Below are 21,679 nucleotides of genomic sequence, written 5' to 3'. Positions count from 1 at the left end.
GTTACTATATTTGAGCATAACTTGTTCAAGAATTACTCGCAAAATTCAAGTTCTCGCTTTAGTTCATCTGCATATTCCTTTGAACCGGTAATAATCAGACGATCATGTAAATACAGCTGTGTATCCCCATGCGGAACAATCGAATCATTCCCCCTAAAAATCCTCACGAAAATAATGTCTCCTGTGAAAGGGAAGCGCCTTAATGTCATTCCTTCAAAATGTTCATTTAACATCGTAATTTCAAATAGGGATGTTTCTTTATTAGTTAATAAATTGATAATATGGGGTGATTCGATGAAAGCCCTTAGCAATGCTTGAGTAGATAATAATGTAGAAAACACCTCTACTCCCGCCTCTTTTGTTAACTCTTCTAGGTTTGGACTTTCAATGCGCGCAATGACTCGTTCCACCCCTTTTTCTTTGGCAATGTGAGCCAACTTAGAATTAACCTCTTCGTTTCCAGTCATAATTACCACAATATCAGATGCAAAAATCCCTGCATGTTCAAGAGTAGGAACTTCATAATTTTCTATTTCTATGACATCAAAAAGAGAATCGGCAATTTGATTATCATGCTTATCCAAAGTCGTGTGATACAGTGTTGGTGAATACAGTGATGACTTTAATTCTCTTGTAACAGACATCGTTAATTGATTTGCTCCAACAAGCGAAACCATCAATTTCCTTACATGACTATTTTCTTTCGGAAATAACTTCCTAAAGATAACAGGGGTAATAATACATGTTATTACTGCAACTAATATTAATGTACCGCTCATGCTTGCTGAAATTACACCAATTCGTTCTGCAATTTTGGAAGCAGCGATGACTAAAGAAAGTGTAGATGTTAACAAAAACGCAGTTGATATGACGGTTTTGTTATAATACCATTTTTTCAAAAACAGAACGGGAATGATTTTTGAAATAAAAAAAGCAATCATTAACAGCGGAATAAATAAAAGTAATTTAGGATCATTTAACATTGAACCCAAATCCAAATCAACTCCGACCATCACAAAGAAAATTGGGATCAGAAAACCATATCCGAAGGAATCAAGCTGTCGGACCATTTCTTGATTAGGTGATAATAATGATACAAGTGTCCCTGCTAAAAAAGCACCAAGTATATTTTCCGCTCCAACTGATTCAGATAATGCCACTAAAATGATAATTAGTGTAAATATTGCCCTTGTTCCGATTTGTACAGTTCCTGTTGAGAGTTTTTTAAATAAAGATCTCCTTTTGAATCTCTTTGCTATAAAATATAACAAAACTCCGCAAGCAAATAATATTAATAACAGCCACATATTTCCTGTCCCTTTATCCGAGATGGACACAAATACCGCCAATAAAATCATCGTAACTAAATCCGCAATAACTGCCACCAATAAAATGATCTGTCCTATTCCTGTTTTCATAATATGAGCATCTTTCAAAGTCGGGACAACCACACCTAGTGAAATAGTTGATATAATTAATGTCATTAAGAATGCATTATTTACAAGTCCTATTAACACAAAAACATAGGATAAAAGCACGGACACAATAAATATCCCGATAAAAATGAGAAATGCTACTTTCAAACGATTTGGTTCAGGTTTTCCATTCGGTAAAGTTGCAGACTTTTTACTGCTTACAAATGCCGAGAAGTCTATTTCAAGACCACTTAAAAACATTAAGAAAATAAATCCTAATGTTGAAAGAGTATTTAGCCAGGAATCTTTTTCAATTAAATTAAATCCGCTTTTTCCAATAATTAACCCAACGATAATTTCACCGATCACAACAGGAATGAATGGCAATTTCAATCGGTGTAACAGTATTGGCGTAAGAAATGCGGCAACAATTACTATTAATAATGAAGCTACAGATGTATGTACCATTGTTTAACTCCTTTCTTAGCTTTTCATTTTCGGTGACGGCTTATCATTATGAGGAGGATTTCGGTAATATTTCAGCCAATCCAAAAATCGCAGGCATAAAAATGTTTTTTTATATCCTAACAAGATTCTTTTATTTTAGCTAATAATAACCATATTCATTTTTATTTTTATTTTAACCATTTAAAAGGAGATCCCTATGAAAATTGATATTATCGGAGATATTCACGGATGTTTTCGTGAGTTTCAACAATTAACATTGAATTTAGGCTATGTATGGAATGAAGGGTATCCCGTACACCCAGGTAACCGTCTTATTGGTTTTGTTGGTGATTTAACAGATCGAGGACCAGAATCATTAAAAGTGGTGGAGATTGTTTATAACCTTTGGAAACAAAAGCTTGCCCACTATGTTCCAGGAAATCATTGCAATAAATTGTATCGTTATTTTTTAGGAAACAATGTTCAAGTAACCCATGGACTGGAGACAACTGTGGCAGAGCTATCTGCTATCACAGAACAGGAAAAGAATATTTATCGTAAAATGTTCATCGAAATGTATGAAAATTCTCCACTATATTTGCAAATGGATGAAAAAAAGCTCGTGATTACCCATGCTGGCATTCGTGAAGATTATATAGGAAAAATGAATAACAAAGTAAAAACCTTTGTTCTGTATGGTGATATTACAGGTGAAAAGCATGCGGATGGGTCACCTGTAAGAAGGGATTGGGCAAAAATATATAATGGTAAACCTACCATCGTCTATGGCCATACTCCTGTATCAGATCCAAGGTTTGTTGGCAACACAGTCAACATTGATACAGGGGCCGTATTTGGAGGAAAGTTAACCGCTCTTAGGTATCCAGAGATGGAAGTTGTATCAGTGCCATCTTCCATGCCTTTTGTAAAAGAAAAATTTAATACCTTTGACACTTAAGGACAGAGTGATTATGGACATTTGCAGATTGATATCTTCACGAATGGATTAGTTTATCTAACTTTCCTTTTTTCTTCATATTGTCCTTCATTACTCCTATGAAGGACACTTCGGGTCTCTTTTTTCACCATATTGTCCTTCATACTCTAAATGAAGGACACTTCACGTTTCTTTTTTCTCCATATTGTCCTTCATACTCTGAATGAAGGACACTTCCGGTTTCCTCCTTCTTCAGTTTGTCCTTCACTACTCCCATGATGGACACTTCCCGTTTCTTTTTTCATAATTTTGTCCTTCATTTCTACCATGAAGGACACCTCTAGCCTCTTTTTTCACCATATTGTCCTTCATTTCCCCCCTGAAGGAAATTTCCGGTTTCTTTTTTCACAATATTTTCCTTCATTACTCCGATGATTCAACTAGTACCACAATAAAAAACAGCACTCTATATAAAAAAGTACTGTTTATCCTACGGCCTAATGTCTATCGGAATCTCACTGTGAAACATTATTTCTTTTTTCGTTATCGGATGAGCAAATTGTAAATCACTGCAATGCAATGCTTGTCTTGTAAACTGGGTAGTACTTCCACCGTATAGGTCATCCCCTAGCAAAGGATGCCCGATATGTGACATATGTACACGAATTTGATGTGTTCTTCCAGTATCTAACCACACTTTCACATGGCTAAATCCTTCATACTGTTCCAAAACCTCGAAGTGAGTGCGGGCAAATTGTCCGTCAGGCCGAACTTCTCTTTCAATGATACTCGTTTCTTTTCGGCCGATTGGAGCCTCTATTGTTCCAGAGTTTTCAATAAAAAAACCTTCAACCAATGCTTGGTACGTTCTCTTGATTTTTCTTTTTTGCTGCAATATACTGCATAAATGATGAATATATCGATGCTTAGCAACCAGTACTAGTCCGGAAGTATTTCGGTCTAGCCTAGTCACAACATGAACAGCTGATTCAATATTATGCTCCCTATAATAGCCCATTAATGCATTTGCTAAACTTCCTGATGGGTGCTCTCTTGAAGGAATGGTATTCATAAATGGCGGCTTATTAATCACTAAAATAAAGGGATCCTCAAAAATGATTTGTAGTGGAATAACTTCACTAATTAAGGTATCGCTTTTTTCTTCCGGTGGAAAAATAACTTCTATCATATCTCCGATTACAAGCTTATAAAGAACATTTTCTTCCTTTCCATTAACTTTAATAAATCCGCCATTAAATTTTATATCTGTCAATGCTCTCCGTGAAATGTCATGCTCTAATAAAAAGTGTTTGATTAATTTTTGATCATTTTCTTTATCAATTACCCATTGAAGTTTAAATGGCGCCACAAGAACCCTCCATCAATCAATCTGAAATAAACGAATCATGCACTCTTTTCCAGAAAGGAAACGGACGGAATCTGGCAAACCGAACTTTTTCATTTGCGACACGAAACTGTATGGACTTTACATCTTTATGAAGCAAAGTAAGATGATCAATCGTAATCATAAAATCCTGCTCACGGACAGGTTTTAATGTACATGTATGGTGGGCAGGCAAAATCAAAGGCGATCCTACTGTCCGGAACACTTTATTATTAATTGATGCCATTTCCGCTAATTGAATGGCTTGGATGGATGGATGGATAATCGCCCCGCCAAGAGCTTTATTATAAGCTGTACTGCCAGATGGTGTAGATACACATAAGCCATCTCCTCTAAATCTCTCAAAATGTTGGCCCTTGATATCAATGTCCATTACTAATGTACCTTCCACACACTTTACAGTTGATTCATTCAAAGCTAAATATCTCGTTTCCTTCCCACCATGCTGATAACGAATGATCACTTCCAATGTCGGGTACTCGACAATTTGATAAGGTGTTTTCGCAATCGCTATAACTAGCTTTTCAATTTCCTCAGGAACCCAATCCGCGTAGAAACCGAGATGTCCTGTGTGTACACCTACAAAGGCAGTTTTATCAAGTCTAGAGCTATAGCGGTGAAAAGCATAAAGCAAAGTTCCATCCCCACCAACAGAGATAACAATATCTGGCTGAGATTCATCATATGTCATACCAAAGTCTTGCAAATATGTACGGATTTTGTGCATTAATGCATTTGATTGCGCATTTCCTTTCGAAGTAATCGAAAACTTCAAATTGCTACACCTTCCTTCAATACTTAGAAATTGTTTCTTATGACTGATTTCGTTTTGATTGTTATTTTTCGTACTTTGTTATAACTCCTAATTTGGACTGAGTTTCGGGGCATCTTGTTCTTAATCTAAAAAATGTTTATAACATCTACTAAAACAACATAGTTTAAGAAAAGTGCCTTTCTTAATTGCGGTTATCTTTATTCGATTTATTTAGTTCTTTATTCTTTGAGAAAAAAGCCTGTGCCTCTTGGATCTCTTCACGGATTTCCGACATTTCCTCGTCTAATAAAAATGCCGCTTCAGCAGCTCTTTGCAAACGCATTTTTATATCCTCCGGAAATTGCCCTCGATATTTATAGTTTAAGGAATGCTCGATGGTTGCCCAAAAATTCATCGCTAAAGTTCGTATTTGGATTTCAGCTAATATTTTTTTCTCACCATGAATTGTTTGAACTGGATATTCGATTACAACATGGTAAGACCTGTAACCGCTTGACTTTTTATTCGTGATGTAATCTCGTTCTTCCACTATTTTGAAGTCATTTCTCAATCTTAATAAAGAAACAACTTTTTTGATATCATCTACAAATTGGCACATCATTCGAAGGCCAGCAATATCTTGTATTTCTGTTTCTAATTTATCAAGCGCTATTCGCTTTTGAGTTGCCTTATCTAAGATGCTAGAGATTGGTTTGACTCGCCCTGTAACAAATTCAATTGGCGAGTGGATATGTTCCTGTTCAAAAAGGGTTCTCATCCCCTTTAATTTTATTTTCAATTCATCTACTGCCTGCTTATACGGAGCTAGAAATTGGTCCCAATGATTCATAAGGCATAACCCCCTTCGTGATTCCTTGTGATTTATGCAATAGCTGAACCCTTTATAAAGAGCAGTGCAGAAACATCCAAATGTATATAATTACTATTGACATCAGCATATGTATATTCTTCATTCCTATTTTTTCAACATTTATTATATCTTATAATGGCTTGATATTGCGAATGAAATATTAGTGTTGATAAAATACAGTTATTGTATGGATTTTTTTAAAAGAGGAGTTTTATCAAATATGAGTAGTGAATTAGAAATTGAATTTAAAAACTTAGTTACGAAAGATGAAATGTTGCGAATGATGAGCGAATTTAATGTCCAGCCCAATGATATGCTCGAACAAAAGAATTATTATTTTGATACGTCGCAATTTGACATAAAAAATATAAACTGCGCCCTCAGAATTAGGCAAAAAAACAGAAATTATGAACTAACATTAAAACAGCCTGTTGAAGTTGGAAATTTAGAAACAAATCAGGAGATCGATGAATCGGATGCTGTCAAAATGATTGAAACAGGATATCTTCCTAATGGAGAGGTAAAAAAAGCACTAGAAAAGCTAAATATTCAGTATGAAAACCTTTTATCCTTTGGAAATTTAACGACGAAAAGAGCGGAAATTGTTTATTTAGAAGGTTTGTTAGTTTTTGATAATAGTTTCTATTTAAATAAAGAAGATTTTGAGATAGAATATGAAGTGAAGGATAGAAATAACGGGGAACAAAATTTCCTAGCTTTAATGGAACGTTTTCAAATCCCTATTCGTGCAACTGAAAATAAAATAATCCGATTTTATCGAGAATATAAAAATCTTGAAAGATAAGATTCTGTAAAATAATATATTTGGGAGCGATCATGGATCATGAATGTAAACCAGATTAAAACACTGATTGAGCTACAGGCTTTACAAAATTTATCCTCTACAAACACATCTGTCTCGCCAGAAAACAATAATAGCAGTTCTTTATTCCAGGAGCTATTAGCTAGTGCATTACAAAGTATAAGCGGGAATACAGAATCAAATACAGACTTTGAAACTGGATTAACATCATTACCGATGGATCTAAATACACTTTCTTTGATAAACACAAGTTCAAGTAATGTAACAATTCCTAAGGATCTAGATGAAATAATAAAAAATGCGGCAAGTAAATATAATCTTCCTGAGAATTTAATTAAATCTGTCATTCAACAGGAATCTAATTTTAATCCAGAGGCTACTAGTAGTTCTGGGGCTTCCGGTTTGATGCAATTGATGCCATCAACCGCTAAGAGCCTTGGTGTGACAAATATATTTGACCCAGCCGAAAATATTGATGCAGGATCAAAATATTTACGAAACATGATGGATCGTTTTGATGGTAATATCGAATTAGCTTTAGCGGCATATAATGCTGGTCCGGGTAATGTAGAACGCTTTAATGGAATTCCCCCCTTTAAAGAAACACAAAATTACGTGCAAAAAATTACAAGTCAATTAGTATAGAAGATAGTTACCGTTGCCTTATGGGCAGCGGTATTTTTTTTGTGAATTACCTGAATAAAGTATAGCCATTAAATATTTGCAAAAAATAAAACAATCATAAGGCTATTTGTTTGAGTTATTAATAGGTCATTGCTAAAATAAATATACATAATTCAACTGTAAAAGGAGCTATCATATGGTAGAGAAGCGAATAGTACCGTATGACATCATAGGGGAAGAAAAATTAAGCAAACTTATTGATGCTTTTTATTACCGGGTGGCAAGACATCCAGATTTAATCCCCATATTCCCAAAGGATTTAACTGAGGTAGCCAGAAAGCAGAAGCAGTTTTTAACACAATTTTTAGGTGGACCAACTTTTTATTCAGATGAACATGGACATCCAATGATGCGAGCCAGACATTTACCTCATGAAATTACACCGAAACGTGCTAAAGCATGGTTATCATGTATGAGTTCTGCAATGGACGAGGTAAATTTAGATGGACAAATTCGTGAGCAATTTTTTTCACGATTAGTTCTTACCGCGCAGCATATGGTCAATACTCCAGACAAAGCAATAGGTGAAGAAAATTGAAAGATTTCAAAATAGAAGTTAATATGCTTCAATCGTGTAACCAAGAGAAGAAGCCTTTAGAAATATATATTTTTGTCGATCCACTCTGTCCTGAATGCTGGGCATTAGAGCCAATTGTTAAAAAGCTATATTTGGAATACGGTACTTATTTCAGATTAAAACATGTATTGAGCAGTAAGCTTTCGTCATTAAATCTTACTGCAAAAAAGCATGAGTTTTTGGCACAGCTTTGGGAGAAAACAGCTAGTAGAACAGGCATGTCTTGTGATGGAAATATTTGGTTAGAAAATCCAATTTCATCGCCATATATTGCTTCTATAGCTATAAAAGCTGCGGAATTGCAAGGGAAACGAGCTGGTATGCAATTCTTACGAAAAATTCAAGAATTAGTTTTTTAAAGAAGCTGAATGTATCTAGTCTCGATGTTCTAACCGAATGTGCAAAGAGTGTTAATCTAGATATTGATGAGTTTATGAATGATATCCATTCTTCAAGCGCAGCAAAAGCGTTTCAATGTGATCTCAAAATTGTTTCTGAAATGGAAGTATCCGAATTTCCTTCTCTAGTTTTCTTTAATGAAAATATTGAAGATGAAGGATTAAAAGTTACCGGGTTGTATCCTTATGAGGTTTATGTCCAAATTATTTATGAACTCTTAGGAGATAAACCTGTGCCAGCTGCACTACCTCCTATTGAACGATTTCTAAAGCATTACGGGCTTGTTGCATCGAAAGAAATTGCTGTAGTGTATAACATGTCTATTTCTGAGGTAGAAAAAGAACTAAAAAAGTGGGTTTTGCAACAAAAGGTTCAAAAAATTTCGGGGAAGTACGGAGCATTTTGGAGATATATTAGCGATTAAGGCTCTTTTCTTAAGCTTTGTTGATTTTTCATGCAAGAACTCTTGGTTACAACCATATTTGGGTAAAAAATGAATAAACCTTATAAGAAAAGATGCCCCGTAACCAAGCACAGCTTAGAATTTATTACAAATGACGAAAAACAACAATTGATACGAAAACAGCCACGATTAAAAAGAACTTGGAAGTCCAAGTTCTTTTTTTCATGTAACAAGAAAAAGGCCTTGTAATAACAAGACCTTTTTCAACACGAACAAAGGGGATGGGAGAAATTTTTCACGGTCAAACAAAGGGGTATATGTTTGCTTGTGATCAACTTCACTTCTAAACTATAGCACGTTAAAGCATGTATATGCAAGGTGTTTGTTAATTCTTTCACAATATTGTCAAATACCTGTTATAGTAAGCTGATAGGATGAATATAATCTTCTTTAGAAACATGTACCAAAACATTTTTGAAAGGTGAATCAAACATGAAGAAGTACACTCTTTTCTTTCTTATCGTTTTTATTTTCTTTAGCTTCTGTTTCAATATTCTTGGGTTAATGAAGCTTATTCCGATCATCATAACCTCCCCTATCTTGTTTCTTTCATTATTTTTATTGTTAGTATATCTAAACAATCGAAATACATTTCGAGGTTTCCATTAAAGGCTCTTCTCTTATGCATTATTATAGGAGAAAATCTAATGATTTTCTCCTTCAGAATTAGGCAACATAATAAGAAAATATGCCTCGAAACTAACCATGATACGAATCTAAACTAAGTACGAAAAGAAACAATTAATACGAACCAACTTAATTAAATTAGCCAGGCAAAAAAGCCTGGCTAGTTTTTTTATGATAGTAGCTGTTCTAATTCTTCTAGTTTTTCTTCAAACACTTTAAGTGCCGCCTCAATTGGTTCTGCTGATGTCATATCGACACCGGCTTTCTTAAGAACTTCAATTGGATAATCAGAGCTTCCCGCCTTTAAAAATCCAAGATAACGTTCAACAGCAGGTTCACCTTCACTTAAAATTTGTGAACTTAACGCAGTTGCAGCACTGAATCCTGTTGCATACTGATATACATAGTAATTGTAATAAAAATGCGGAATTCGAGACCACTCTAAGCCAATTTCTTCATCAATAACGATGTCCTCTTCACCGAAATATCTTTTATTTAATTCATAGTATTCTTTTGTGAAAAGTTCTGCAGTGAGAGCTTCTCCGTTTTGGTCTTTCTGATGAATTAAATGCTCAAACTCAGCAAACATGGTTTGGCGGAAGACAGTTGCACGGAAACCTTCCAAATAATGATTCAATAAATATATTCTTTTCTTCTCGTCATCAATGGTTTTAAGTAAATAATCATTTAAAAGAGCCTCGTTACAAGTTGAAGCAACCTCCGCTACAAAAATGGAATAATCTCCATACGGATATGGTTGGTTTTTTCTAGTATAGTAACTATGGACACTGTGCCCAAATTCATGTGCAAGTGTATATAGATTGTTCACATTGTCCTGCCAGTTCATCAAAATATATGGATTCGTTCCATAAGTTCCGGAAGAATATGCGCCACTGCGCTTTCCTTTGTTCTCTACAACATCTACCCAGCGATTTTCAAATCCTTCTTGTAAAACATCGCAGTATTCTTCCCCTAGAGGCGCAAGTCCTTTTAACACAATATCCTTTGCTTCCTCATAAGGTATTTTCATTTCTACTTCTTTTACAAGTGGTGTATATAGATCATACATATGCAATTCATCAACACCTAAAACTTTTTTACGTAGCTTTACGTATTTATGTAAAAGGTGAAGGTTTTTGTTTACCGTATTAACAAGATTGTCATACACGCTTTCTGGAATATTATTATTGGATAATGCGGCATGTCTAGCAGAATCATAATTGCGGACTTTTGCATTAAAATTATCCTTCTTTACTTGTCCGCTTAATGTGCTGGAAAAAGTATTTTGGAATTTACCATATGTGTCATAAACTACTTTGAATGCATCGTGTCTGACCCTTTGATCCGCACTCTCTAGAAAACGAGAAAAACGTCCATGTGTTACTTGAACTTCGTCGCCACTTTCATCCTTAATAGTAGGGAATTCTAAATCTGCATTATTTAGCATTCCAAATGTGTTACTAGATGCATTCAGCACCTCTGATGCACTTGCAAGTAGTGCCTCTTGCTCCGCCGATAAAACATGTGGACGCTGAAGATTGATTTCCTCCAAAGAGTGTTTGTACAACTGTAAATCTTTGTTTTCATTAAGATATTCCTTCAATTTTTCTTCATCAATCGAAAGAATTTCAGGAACCACATATGCAAATAAGCTAGCTGTCTCTGCATATAGACTCTTCATACGACTATCTAATCCTTGGTAGAAGGAATTGGTCGTATCTTGGTCATAGCGCATATGTGCATATGTATATAATTTACTTAGTCTTTCAAAGACATTATCTTGAAAATTTAGTACTGCTAATAAATCATTTGCACTTTCCCCAAGTTTTCCTTGAAATTTCGGAGCATCACCCGTTAATTCTTTTACTTCCTTATATTCTTGTTCCCAAGCTTCATCTGTTGCAAAAATATCTTCCAATCGCCATGTTAATTCCTTAGCTACTTCTTTTCTGATAGGCAATGAGTTAATAGTTGCTGTTTCATTTGTCATATTCTGTTCCTCCTTTTTTCATACTACGAATAAACTTTACCACTTAATTTATTCGCTTTCTTTTTATAATATTCCTGCTATTGAACTTCATTTATCACCTAAATCATGAAGAAATTTTTTTTCAAATAAGAGGACTTCTTCCATATTCTTTGGAAAGCTTATTGTTTTATGCAGTACAAATGTCCCTTTCTTAATCTCCTTTATATATGAGAAACGAACAAGCTCTTGTAAATACATATAAATCATTCTGTTATGATAAGTATTGGATACAAAGGGAAGGCTTCTGAATTGTATATCACGGCTCTTAATCTTATTCCGAATTGCGTTACGAACTTCGTCGAACACTACTTTATCTCCAACTTTTAAAAATCGGAAACATTCTTTCCAAATATAAAATTGCCAGACGGAGGGATGGGTTTTACAAACCCCCATATATGCTACCGGTAATCCAATTACTGGCGGCAACAAAAGTGGGTGGCAATTACATTCATATAAAGCTAGAAGAAATGGTTCTTGAAACGTCTTACCATATATAATTTTGTGCTGTAGCCATTTACGCTTTTGTAAGAACCAGTATGCATCTGCACTCTGCTGTTGCTTAAGAGAATTTGAAATGTAAATAGGAAATGTCATATTACTGAGAGGAATTTTTTTATAATTTGCTTGAATTTTCCTTGAAGAAATCGGAGATATATTACTTAAATAGTGGAAGTTCTTCGTATCTGGTGTGTAACTAATTAAGGTGAGTCCATATTTTTCACTTGCTTGAATGAAGGACCAATGAAAATCACTTATTTGAAACAATGCCTCTTTTTTTCTTTGAAAGGGATACCCCCCTATAATCCATATTGGAGTAATATTAGATGAACGATATCCATTTGTACGTTGTTCCAATAATTTTAATGGAATAGGTGAGCATTGGTATTCAATCGTAAACCATTGCCCATTTTTAACGAGCAAGATATCAGGCCGTTGTTTTATTTTTGGTAAATACTTTTCCAAGTAAACCTTAAATCCTTGTTTCATTAGCCATAAATATAAATCTTTTTTACCTTGCATATGTTGAAAACTTTCCGGTTCTGTTAAAGTTGCACAGCTAGAAGATTTTTGATGGGAGAAATGGGCTATTTTGTGACTTCCAGCTCTTAATATTACTTGTTCCTTACAAACAGGGCAATAAAATTGTACTTTCTTTTTTAAATTACCTAAATAATGCATGTTATTACAGCCCGCTAAATTATACAATTTTCCTTCATTTGTTATTGCGGTTAGCATAACATCCCTCCTTTCTTCTCTATATTCCATATCCATTCATAAATTCCTTTATAAAATGTCAAAAAGTTAAATCAATAAAAAAAAAATGATTCTCCTTTCGCGCCACTTGTTACAACTGTAAAAAGGATCCTCCAGTGGAATTAATAGCTTCTGTGCGATTTTTGTGTCCCAAAAAATAAAAAAATCCGATTTTTAATCAAACCGGATTTCACTTAAAGTATTCATTTATTTTTGCAAATACATTACGGTCAATAATTATATTTCCGTATTCTTCTAAACGATGTACGGTATAAGGAGATTCCTCTCCGTATTCAAGTAATATACTTAGAATATTATCTATATCTTCTTCCTCGAATAATTCATCCGTAAATTCAACATATAAATAATATTTATTATTGTAAGAAAACAGTTTGGTCTTAATGCTATCAAGACCATTTCTTTTTGATAAAGAAATGACATCTTCAAAATCCTTAAAAGCAACCATGAATTCTAATAAATCATCTTCATTTTCCTGCAATGGTCTAGATTGGAAATGTTCATCTAAAAATTCTTCAATTTGCTCATTAATCGGAAAGTCCTTTAATTTATCCTCTGGAATAGGAAGTTCAAACCTTTGACCATCTATTGAGAGCTGAGCCTTTGTAACAAGTACTTCTAATCCTTTCTCCATTGCCTGCACTTGAATCCAGAGTGGACCTTCTGGTACAAATTCTTCTTCATGATGGATTTCATCCATCATCTCCCAGAATAATTCCTCGCTTCTTTCGCGATTATACCAAATTTCTTCACGATCGAAGCCTCTTTCTTCAATATCCATATATGATATATAAAATTTAACGGTATTTTCATTAATTCTTTCGATATCCATACATCAACTCTCCCTTCTATTTAAAAGTGTTGAACGGACATCTTTCCTGATAAAGTTTGTGTATGATATGAGATATAATTGTTTACACCTTGTACTCTTATTCTATGACAAAAGTGTGATAAATGGAAATAAAAATACTTCCATTTTTTCAAAATCCACATTTACCTATGGCTCTTTTCTTAAACTTTTTTTTATACAAAATTCTAGGTTATAACCTTATTTGGGATAAAGATGAATAAACTTGGTAAGAAAAGATACCCCGAAATCAAGCCTAATTAGGAAGTATAACAATTGACGAAAAGCAACAAGTTAAAATCGGCTTTAGGATTTTAAACAATCATTGTGAAAACAGTCTTACCTATTGAACACTATTAATTGTTATTCTGCTTATTTTAACGGAAATTCAGAAAATTTTCAAGATAAAAGGTCACAAAAATGGATTTAAATTAAAATATTTATGAGCAATTGAAGGTCTAGAATAATTTGTTCTTAATCGATCAAAATTCACTTACAAACATTAATATTAGGTGGTTTGCTTGAACAAATCCTTATGAGGGAAAAATAATTATAAAGCGTAAGCAAATTGCCAAAATTACTGAACGCTCATAATTTGTTTCTTTTACATAGAAAACGCCTTTATTCATATTGAATAGAAGGCGTTATTATTAGCAAATAATTTATTTAATTTATCAATTGACAAGCTTTCTTGCCTCTTGAAGTTGATAAGTTCTAACCTTACGAGGTAAAAATCTTCTGATTTCATCTTCATTATACCCAACTTGTAGTCTCTTTTCATCCAAAATTATAGGTCTTCTTAGTAATCCTGGATTTTGTTGAATTAAATTGAATAAATCAGGTAATGGTAATGTCTCTAAATCAACATTTAATTTTTGAAATGTTTTAGAACGAGTTGAAATAACTTCATCTGTACCATCTTCTGTCATTCTAAGAATTTCTTTAATTTCCTCTAAACTAAGTGGTTCCGAGAAAATATTACGTTCTTTATATGAAATATTATTTTCTTCAAGCCAATTCCTTGCTTTTCTACATGATGTACAACTTGGTGAAGTGTATAATGTTACCATATATCATTCACACTCCTTATATTTTTTAATGATACCAATAATGGTAACCATTCTAGATTAAAATTAGTTTAATTAGAAAATCTATATTATGTATTATACACTATTTGAAGTTCCATGAATATATCTTTTGAAAAATTGATGTGAGCATCGTGTAAACATGACTTTTCTGTGAATTGCTTTACATTTCTATGCCCCCTTTTGTACTTCGTTAAACACATTATATATCTTAAATATTAAAATTTCCTTAAACTGATTCTCACTCTCATTTAATTTATGAAAATTGTCGAAATTTCCCGGGAAAAAGAAAAGCGGAAGCGCCTTGCTCATCGGCGTACGGATTTCGTAATCTTCGACGCAAGATTTAGGAAACACGGCGAGGGACGAGTAGATGTTGACTTATCATAGGGAGAAGACGCAGAAATCCGCTAGCCGATAGGCGTTGGAGCTAGACAAAAAGAAAAACTACGGAGAAATGGTGTATATTTTTAAAAAAAAATCGATCCGAAAGGATCGATTTTTTTTATTTGTATATACTTTTATATTGTTTCATTTCCTTCTCTGAGCAATTAACAAAATGTCCTGGTGATATTTCTCGCATTTTCACTTCTTCACCTTCCGCATATTGGTGAATTTGTGGATCATATGTTTTTCTAATACGAGAACGCTCATAATCGGGATCCGGAAGCGGTATTGCTGAAAGTAATGATTGTGTATATGGATGTAATGGGTTTTTATATAGATCATCAGCTGGTGCTAATTCAACTAATTTCCCAAAATACATTACTCCAATACGATCACTAATATATTTGACCATCGAAAGATCATGAGCAATAAACAGATAAGTAAGCCCTTTTTCTTTTTGAAGTTTTTTCAGCAAGTTGACAACCTGAGCTTGGATTGATACGTCCAAAGCAGAAATTGGTTCGTCCGCAATAATAAATTGAGGCTCTACGGCTAACGCTCTTGCAATTCCGATACGCTGTCTCTGTCCACCACTAAATTCATGTGGATAACGATTTGCATGCTCACGATTCAAACCTACTGTTTCCAGCAATTGATATACTCTTTCCATTCTATCTTTTTTGGACTTGGCTAATCCGTGAATGTCAATACCTTCTGCAATTATGTCTGCAACCTTCATTCGCGGATTTAAGGATGCTTGGGGATCCTGAAAAATCATTTGCATTTTCTGATTGAATTTTTTTAATTCAGCTCGAGATTTTTTTGCATGAACATTTTCACCATTAAATAATACTTCTCCACCTGTTGCATTATATAAACGGATTATCGTTCTTCCGGTTGTGGACTTCCCGCAACCAGATTCACCAACAAGCCCTAATGTTTCACCTTTATAAATATCAAATGAAATATCATCAATCGCTTTAACTTCATTTGACTTTCCATTATTAAAATATTGCTTTAAATTTTTTATCTCTAATAATTTTTCTTTACTAGACATTTTTTACTTCCTCCTTATTCGGAGTGGTATCTGTCTGATTATTATATTTACGCATGCGCTTTTTCACCGCTTCTGGTGGTTCTACCTTTGGAGCATCAGGGTGCAATAGCCATGTAGCAGCATAATGTGTATCAGAAATCTTAAACATTGGTGGTTGTTTTTCCAAGTCTATCTCCATCGCATATTCGTTACGAGGTGCAAAAGCATCTCCAATTGGTGGATGCAATAGATCTGGAGGTGTTCCTGGTATTGCATATAACTCTTCATCTTCAGTATCCAAGCTTGGCATTGAACTTATTAAGCCCCAAGTATATGGATGCTGAGGATTATAAAAAATTTCATCAACTGTACCAACTTCGACAATCTTACCGCCATACATAACCGCAACGCGATCGGCAACATTAGCAACTACCCCTAAATCATGGGTAATAAAGATGATGGAAGTGTTAATTTTATTTTGCAAATCCTTCATTAGCTCTAGAATTTGTGCTTGAATCGTAACATCTAGTGCTGTAGTAGGCTCATCCGCAATAAGAATCTTTGGATTACATGCCAATGCAATTGCAATAACAACACGCTGTCTCATCCCACCTGAAAATTGATGTGGATATTGTTTAAAACGCAACTCCGCCTTTGGTATACCAACCAATTTCAAGAGTTCAATTACACGCTTCTTTGCTTCATGCTTGCTTAAGTTTTGATGCTTTAGTAACGGTTCCATGATTTGTTTTCCAACTGTCATCGTTGGATTTAACGATGTCATTGGATCCTGGAAAATCATTGATATTTCTTTCCCTCTTATTTTTTGCATTTCTTTTTCAGATAACTTTGCAATATCCTTACCGTCAAAAAATATCTCACCCGATTTAATTTCGGAATTGTGTGCAGGTAATAATCTCATAATTGTCTTTGTCGTAACAGACTTACCAGAACCTGATTCACCTACAATAGCTAGGGTCTCACCCTCGTTTAATTCGAAATTCACTCCACGAATCGCTTGAACCTCACCTGCAAATGTGTGGAATGAGATATGAAGATCATTTACTTCTAATACTTTACCCATTTGTTTCACCTCACTTTTAATCACGCATCTTCGGATCTAGTGCATCACGAAGACCATCGGCCAATAAATTAAATGCAATCATTGTTAAACTTAAGATAGCACCTGGGAATAACATTTGATAAGGCAGGAATCTCAGCACTTTATAGCCATCTTCGATTAGCGTTCCTAATGATGCTTGCGGTGCTTGAAGTCCAAGACTAATAAAGCTTAAGAATGATTCAAAAAATATCGCACTTGGAATGATGAACATTGTATTTATGATAATGACACTGGCCATGTTTGGAATCAAATGTTTAAAAATAATCGTCCCGTTTTTGGCACCTAATGTTTTGGCTGCCAATACATACTCTTGCGATTTTAATTTCAATATTTGCCCACGAACAACCCGAGCCATACCAACCCACCCGGTTATTGTCAATGCAATTGTAATGGACAAAATACCCGGCTGAAGTATTAAAATCATTAAGATTACGACAACTAAATCCGGAATACCAGATAATATTTCAATAATCCTTTGCATAATATTATCTACTCTGCCGCCATAATAACCTGAAATAGCCCCGTATGCAACACCAATAACCATATTAATAGCTGCAGCTAGAAATCCTATATATAAAGAAATTTGGGTTCCTTTCCAAACACGTGTGAAAAGGTCACGACCTAATGAGTCTGTTCCAAACCAGTAATTTTCTTTAACGCCTTTTTGTTCATAAACATTTACTTTATGTCCGCCAACTGTTTGCGTTCCATCAAAGATACCTAACTTCTCAAGCCCGGGAATACGAGGTGGCAAGTTGTTCTTTGCTGGATTTTGATCATTAAATCCATAGTGATTAATATGTGGGCCAACAAAAGCCATGATGATTATAAGAACCAGCACCACCATACTTACGATAGCACCTTTATTTTTGCGAACACGGAGCCATGCATCTTGCCAAAAGTTAAGGCTTGGTTTCTCAATGACTTCGCCTTTTGCTGCATCAATATGGGCGGGTTTGAATTTCTCAGGTGATATTTTTTCTTCCACTATCATTACTTTTTCCCTCCCGATAAACGGATACGCGGGTCAATTACTCCATACAGTAAATCAACTACTAAAATGATTACAATTAGCATAACTGCAAAAAGTAAAGTAGTACCCATGATGATTCCAAAGTCGTTTACAATAATAGCTTGTACGAACTGATATCCAATTCCCGGAATAGCAAAAATATTTTCAATTACAAGTGAACCAGTCATTAAACCGACAGCAAGTGGTCCCATAACTGTAATTAAAGGTATTAATGCATTTCTAAAACCATGTTTGAAAGCAATTTCAAAAGAATTTGCTCCCTTTGCTTTTGCTAATACGATATAATCCGAGCTTAAAACATCAATCATTTCTGTTCTCATAAACCTTGCTGCTATCGCAATTGGAAACATTGCTAAGGCGATGGAAGGCAGAATCGTATAGGAAAATCCATTCCAATAAGCTACTGGCAACCATTGTAATTTAACACCTACATAATATTGAAGCACTGCAGCGAAAACGAAGGATGGTATCGATTTTCCAAGGACAGCGATAAAAGTGCTTCCATAATCCAGCCAAGTATTTTGCTTTAATGCAGCTATTACACCTAAAAGTATACCGACAATAGAACCAAAAACTAATGCCTCAATACCTAGTGTTGCGGATGGTCCAATTCGTTCAGCTATAAGGGTGGAAACATCGCGGTTATCAAATTGGAAAGAAGTACCTAAGTCTCCTTTTAACAAATTCATCATGTAATGAGCATATTGTACAGGTACAGGATCGTTTAATCCGTATTTCTCATTCATAATGTGAATCTGTTCAGGCGATAATTTCGACTGAGCGGTAAAAGGAGTTCCCGGCAATAGCTTCATGAGGAAAAAGGTAATAGAAGCGATGAGAAATATTGTAATAATCATATAAATAACGCGTTGTAAAATATATTTCGCCATTACAGCACCTCCTAAAAACTCAAATTATAAAATATTCGTCAAAGTTCGACAATTTGATTACAGGGAAAAAGAGAGTACATTTGTTTATATACTCTCTTTCCCAACTGTACTAGTTAGTTAAATTTTACTTTTCAACAGATGCCCATTTGTAGCTGTAATCAGGACCAAATGGATGTTTTACAATACCTTTTACATAAGGCTTTTGTAATACTGCAAGTGCTCTTTGATATACTGGAGCAATTGCTGCATCTTTATCAATAAGAATTTTTTCTGCTTCTAATTGCATTTTTGTATATTGTTCAGGAGTAACTCCCTTACCAAGTTTTGTATATGCATCATTTACTAACTTATCATATTCAGGATCTGAGTAACCCATTTTGTTTTGGTCACTACCAGTAACGAAAAGATTAGAGAATGTGTACATGTCTTGGTAGTCAGGACCCCAACCAGCAAATTCGATATCATAATCTTGTTTTTGATCAAGATCTAGACGTACTTTAAATGGTGGTTCTTTTAATTTGATTGTTAAGCCTGGAAGATTCTTTTCTAACTGGCCTTTGAGATATTCATCCATTTTCTTAGAAAGGTCAGTGTCACCACTTAGTAATTCTAGTGTCACATTAGACTTTCCTTCTTCTTTCAAACCTTTTTTCCAAAGATCTGTTGCTGCTTTTGCATCATATTTTAGGAAATCGCCGTTTTCTTTACGAACATCTTCCCCATTTGATGGGTCTTTTAAGAAATCTTTTGGATATAGTCCATAAGTTGCGATTGAACCGTTTGCAAGAATATTAGTTGCCATTGATTCTTTATCAAATGCCATTGCAATCGCTTTACGAATATTTACGTTAGAAAGAATTGTTTTTTGTTTTAAACGTTCTTGATTTAATTTCAAATAGAACACTGTTGGTTCTGGTAACGTTTTGTAGTCTGCATCGCTTTTGTATTGAGCTGCATATTCACCGCTCAAGATTCCCCAATCTAGTTGGTTTGTTTCATAAAGATTCACCACTGTTCCAGGGTCTTTTACAACATTAACATTAATTTGAGAAAGTTTTACAGAATCTTTATCCCAATATGTTGGATTTTTAACATATGTCCAAGATTCACCAGTTCCGTTCCATTTTGTTAAAGTAAACGGTCCGTTGTAAACCATGTTATCGCTGTTAGAAGCGTAATCTTTGCCTTTAGATTCAACATATTTTTGATCTAATGGATAGAATAACGGGAATGTCATTAATGACTCGAAATAGTTGATAGGATGCACTAATGTAACTTCTAGAGTTTTATCATCTAGTGCTTTAACTCCTAATTTATCAGGGCTCATCTTTTTAGCACCGATTTCAGTTGCGTTTTTGATAACGCCACCCATCATATATGCCCCGTATGGTGAAGCATTCTTAGGGTCGATAGCTTGTCTCCAAGAATATACGAAATCGTTAGCTGTTACAGGGTCACCATTAGACCATTGTGCATCACGTAGTTTAAAAGTCCATACAGTCTGATCTGCATTTGCAGTTGGCTCTTCAGCAGCCATACCAAGTGTAGGTTTGTTGTCTTGATCAAGTCTCATTAATCCTTCGAATACTTGGTTCATCACAGTATATGATGCAGCGTCTTCTGCCATATAAGTATTCATTGTTGGAATTTCGGCCGTTTCCATAAGATTTAGAACTTGTTTTGCATTTGTATTACCTTTTGATGAACTTCCATTGCTGCTATCATTACTTTTGCTACCACAAGCACCAAGGATCATGCTCAAAACTAATGATAGTGCAAGTAATAATCCTAACTTACCTTTTGACTTTCTCATGTTGGACCTCCCTTTTTCTATTTTCTGAAAACTTTCTACATTGTCTATTATATATTTTTTTTTGAGTTTGTACATTATTTTTTATTTAATTATCATAAAAAAATAAAATTCAAAATATTTTCATCAACGAATTTACCAATATATGTGGGATTTTTGTATTGTTTTCACACTAATTATACTTTTCTGAAATAGTGTAATTATCTTATTTTATACTTTTCACCTCCTTAGTTGATTATTTGCTGTATACTATTTATTCTTTTAATATGGCTCTTTTCTTATACTAAGTTGCTATAGTAGATTGAACCCTATTAATTATCTTTATTTGTATATGAGTGAATAACCTTTTTAGGAAGAGATGCCGAAGCTATACTTAAGAGGTGATATTTTTGATTAAAAAAATTATTTGGTGGTTTTTCCCCTCACAAATAATAGTGTTTCTGATATCCTTTATTAAATACCATACAATTGGATTGCTACAATATATAAATATTTCCTTCATAATTGGTAGTATTCTTTTATTTATTACCGTTTCAGTCTTTCTTCTAAATACAGGATTTTTTGATGTAACAGCTGAAGGGTTCCGACGTGTATTTAATAAAAATAAATTAGCTGGGGAAGACTTGGAGGAAATGAGGCCATTATCAGAAATTATCACATTTAATTACTTACCAGTGCTAATCAATGCTTTAGTCATGATACTCCTCATGTCTCTAGCGTTAATCCTTTATTACAAAGTATATAATCTTTAACACTTGGAGGAAT

General features: G+C 34.3%; 19 protein-coding genes and 1 pseudogene. 7 read left to right on the top strand and 13 right to left on the bottom strand.

Annotation, left to right across the window (positions count from 1 at the left end; translation table 11 throughout):
- Positions 1 to 32 precede the first annotated feature (32 nt).
- Complete coding sequence (locus AC3WJF_RS09140) at positions 33 to 1,883, bottom strand: monovalent cation:proton antiporter family protein (protein ID WP_492451387.1); 1,851 nt, start codon at positions 1,881 to 1,883, stop codon at positions 33 to 35.
- Between the two features lie 196 nt (positions 1,884 to 2,079).
- Between AC3WJF_RS09140 and prpE the strand changes: the two genes are divergently transcribed.
- A complete protein-coding gene (gene prpE, locus AC3WJF_RS09135) occupies positions 2,080 to 2,820 on the top strand; it encodes a bis(5'-nucleosyl)-tetraphosphatase PrpE (RefSeq protein ID WP_492451385.1) in 741 nt (246 codons plus the stop codon).
- A gap of 469 nt (positions 2,821 to 3,289) precedes the next feature.
- Here the strand turns inward: prpE and AC3WJF_RS09130 are convergent, their stop codons facing one another.
- The 3 genes from AC3WJF_RS09130 to yjbM form a co-directional block, all read right to left on the bottom strand.
- Positions 3,290 to 4,168 carry an RluA family pseudouridine synthase gene (locus tag AC3WJF_RS09130; protein ID WP_492451383.1) on the bottom strand — a complete coding sequence of 293 codons (879 nt, stop codon included), beginning with the start codon at positions 4,166 to 4,168 and terminating at the stop codon, positions 3,290 to 3,292.
- Positions 4,169 to 4,184: 16 nt separating this feature from the next.
- Positions 4,185 to 4,979 carry an NAD kinase gene (locus tag AC3WJF_RS09125; protein ID WP_492451381.1) on the bottom strand — a complete coding sequence of 265 codons (795 nt, stop codon included), beginning with the start codon at positions 4,977 to 4,979 and terminating at the stop codon, positions 4,185 to 4,187.
- 181 nt (positions 4,980 to 5,160) lie between these two features.
- Positions 5,161 to 5,808 carry a GTP diphosphokinase gene (yjbM, locus tag AC3WJF_RS09120; protein ID WP_492451379.1) on the bottom strand — a complete coding sequence of 216 codons (648 nt, stop codon included), beginning with the start codon at positions 5,806 to 5,808 and terminating at the stop codon, positions 5,161 to 5,163.
- 241 nt (positions 5,809 to 6,049) lie between these two features.
- On the opposite strand from yjbM, the gene AC3WJF_RS09115 reads away from it, so the two are divergent.
- The 5 genes and pseudogenes from AC3WJF_RS09115 (at position 6,050) to AC3WJF_RS09095 (ending at position 9,384) form a co-directional block, all read left to right on the top strand.
- Entirely contained in the window at positions 6,050 to 6,634 is a 585-nt protein-coding gene (locus AC3WJF_RS09115) for a CYTH domain-containing protein (protein WP_492451377.1), read from the top strand.
- Positions 6,635 to 6,673: 39 nt separating this feature from the next.
- Entirely contained in the window at positions 6,674 to 7,297 is a 624-nt protein-coding gene (locus AC3WJF_RS09110; RefSeq protein ID WP_492451375.1) for a lytic transglycosylase domain-containing protein, read from the top strand.
- Between the two features lie 175 nt (positions 7,298 to 7,472).
- Entirely contained in the window at positions 7,473 to 7,874 is a 402-nt protein-coding gene (locus AC3WJF_RS09105) for a globin domain-containing protein (RefSeq protein ID WP_492451373.1), read from the top strand.
- Positions 7,875 to 7,897: 23 nt separating this feature from the next.
- Positions 7,898 to 8,736 (top strand): annotated as a pseudogene (locus AC3WJF_RS09100) (ClpXP adapter SpxH family protein).
- A 471-nt stretch (positions 8,737 to 9,207) separates the two neighbouring features.
- Complete coding sequence (locus AC3WJF_RS09095; protein WP_492451371.1) at positions 9,208 to 9,384, top strand: hypothetical protein; 177 nt, start codon at positions 9,208 to 9,210, stop codon at positions 9,382 to 9,384.
- A 187-nt stretch (positions 9,385 to 9,571) separates the two neighbouring features.
- Here AC3WJF_RS09095 and pepF read toward each other — a convergent pair whose 3' ends face one another.
- From pepF to AC3WJF_RS09050, 9 genes are all read right to left on the bottom strand, one after another.
- On the bottom strand, positions 9,572 to 11,392 hold the full coding sequence (pepF, locus tag AC3WJF_RS09090) for an oligoendopeptidase F (protein WP_492451369.1): 1,821 nt from the start codon (positions 11,390 to 11,392) through the stop codon (positions 9,572 to 9,574).
- Positions 11,393 to 11,479: 87 nt separating this feature from the next.
- Positions 11,480 to 12,667: a competence protein CoiA gene (locus tag AC3WJF_RS09085; RefSeq protein ID WP_492451367.1), complete on the bottom strand. Its 1,188-nt coding sequence runs from the start codon at positions 12,665 to 12,667 to the stop codon at positions 11,480 to 11,482.
- Positions 12,668 to 12,875: 208 nt separating this feature from the next.
- A complete protein-coding gene (gene mecA, locus AC3WJF_RS09080; protein ID WP_492451366.1) occupies positions 12,876 to 13,535 on the bottom strand; it encodes an adaptor protein MecA in 660 nt (219 codons plus the stop codon).
- 689 nt (positions 13,536 to 14,224) lie between these two features.
- Positions 14,225 to 14,620, bottom strand: coding sequence for a transcriptional regulator SpxA (gene spxA, locus AC3WJF_RS09075; RefSeq protein WP_492451364.1), 396 nt, complete (start codon positions 14,618 to 14,620; stop codon positions 14,225 to 14,227).
- 520 nt (positions 14,621 to 15,140) lie between these two features.
- Positions 15,141 to 16,079 (bottom strand): ABC transporter ATP-binding protein, encoded by a 939-nt coding sequence (locus tag AC3WJF_RS09070; protein WP_492451362.1) that lies wholly within the window; start codon positions 16,077 to 16,079, stop codon positions 15,141 to 15,143.
- Positions 16,072 to 17,142: an ABC transporter ATP-binding protein gene (locus AC3WJF_RS09065; protein ID WP_492451360.1), complete on the bottom strand. Its 1,071-nt coding sequence runs from the start codon at positions 17,140 to 17,142 to the stop codon at positions 16,072 to 16,074. The genes AC3WJF_RS09070 and AC3WJF_RS09065 overlap by 8 nt, the downstream gene beginning before the upstream one ends.
- 16 nt (positions 17,143 to 17,158) lie before the next feature.
- A complete protein-coding gene (gene opp3C, locus AC3WJF_RS09060; protein WP_492451359.1) occupies positions 17,159 to 18,175 on the bottom strand; it encodes an oligopeptide ABC transporter permease in 1,017 nt (338 codons plus the stop codon).
- A complete protein-coding gene (opp3b, locus tag AC3WJF_RS09055; RefSeq protein ID WP_492451357.1) occupies positions 18,175 to 19,104 on the bottom strand; it encodes an oligopeptide ABC transporter permease in 930 nt (309 codons plus the stop codon). The genes opp3C and opp3b overlap by 1 nt, the downstream gene beginning before the upstream one ends.
- Positions 19,105 to 19,228: 124 nt before the next feature.
- The gene (locus tag AC3WJF_RS09050; protein WP_492451355.1) at positions 19,229 to 20,917 is read right to left on the bottom strand and encodes a peptide ABC transporter substrate-binding protein; all 1,689 of its coding nucleotides are present in this window, start codon (positions 20,915 to 20,917) and stop codon (positions 19,229 to 19,231) included.
- Positions 20,918 to 21,303: 386 nt separating this feature from the next.
- Between AC3WJF_RS09050 and AC3WJF_RS09045 the strand changes: the two genes are divergently transcribed.
- Positions 21,304 to 21,666, top strand: coding sequence for a DUF3899 domain-containing protein (locus tag AC3WJF_RS09045; RefSeq protein ID WP_492451353.1), 363 nt, complete (start codon positions 21,304 to 21,306; stop codon positions 21,664 to 21,666).
- The last annotated feature ends 13 nt before the right edge of the window (positions 21,667 to 21,679 follow it).

It is taken from the genome of Heyndrickxia sp. FW510-T9 (assembly GCF_058781025.1).
Note: the sequence above shows the minus strand (reverse complement) of the source record. Positions and strands in the feature narration are given on the sequence as shown.

Bases quoted from the DNA above. Each gene is read 5' to 3' on its own strand.
- AC3WJF_RS09115 (WP_492451377.1), top strand. From the start codon at position 6,050: ATGAGTAGTGAATTAGAAATTGAATTTAAAAACTTAGTTACGAAAGAT.
- AC3WJF_RS09050 (WP_492451355.1), bottom strand. From the start codon at position 20,917: ATGAGAAAGTCAAAAGGTAAGTTAGGATTATTACTTGCACTATCATTA.
- pepF (WP_492451369.1), bottom strand. From the start codon at position 11,392: ATGACAAATGAAACAGCAACTATTAACTCATTGCCTATCAGAAAAGAA.
- AC3WJF_RS09070 (WP_492451362.1), bottom strand. From the start codon at position 16,079: ATGTCTAGTAAAGAAAAATTATTAGAGATAAAAAATTTAAAGCAATAT.
- yjbM (WP_492451379.1), bottom strand. From the start codon at position 5,808: ATGAATCATTGGGACCAATTTCTAGCTCCGTATAAGCAGGCAGTAGAT.
- AC3WJF_RS09065 (WP_492451360.1), bottom strand. From the start codon at position 17,142: ATGGGTAAAGTATTAGAAGTAAATGATCTTCATATCTCATTCCACACA.
- AC3WJF_RS09085 (WP_492451367.1), bottom strand. From the start codon at position 12,667: ATGCTAACCGCAATAACAAATGAAGGAAAATTGTATAATTTAGCGGGC.
- AC3WJF_RS09140 (WP_492451387.1), bottom strand. From the start codon at position 1,883: ATGGTACATACATCTGTAGCTTCATTATTAATAGTAATTGTTGCCGCA.
- opp3b (WP_492451357.1), bottom strand. From the start codon at position 19,104: ATGGCGAAATATATTTTACAACGCGTTATTTATATGATTATTACAATA.
- AC3WJF_RS09110 (WP_492451375.1), top strand. From the start codon at position 6,674: ATGAATGTAAACCAGATTAAAACACTGATTGAGCTACAGGCTTTACAA.
- opp3C (WP_492451359.1), bottom strand. From the start codon at position 18,175: ATGATAGTGGAAGAAAAAATATCACCTGAGAAATTCAAACCCGCCCAT.
- spxA (WP_492451364.1), bottom strand. From the start codon at position 14,620: ATGGTAACATTATACACTTCACCAAGTTGTACATCATGTAGAAAAGCA.
- mecA (WP_492451366.1), bottom strand. From the start codon at position 13,535: ATGGATATCGAAAGAATTAATGAAAATACCGTTAAATTTTATATATCA.
- AC3WJF_RS09105 (WP_492451373.1), top strand. From the start codon at position 7,473: ATGGTAGAGAAGCGAATAGTACCGTATGACATCATAGGGGAAGAAAAA.
- AC3WJF_RS09095 (WP_492451371.1), top strand. From the start codon at position 9,208: ATGAAGAAGTACACTCTTTTCTTTCTTATCGTTTTTATTTTCTTTAGC.
- prpE (WP_492451385.1), top strand. From the start codon at position 2,080: ATGAAAATTGATATTATCGGAGATATTCACGGATGTTTTCGTGAGTTT.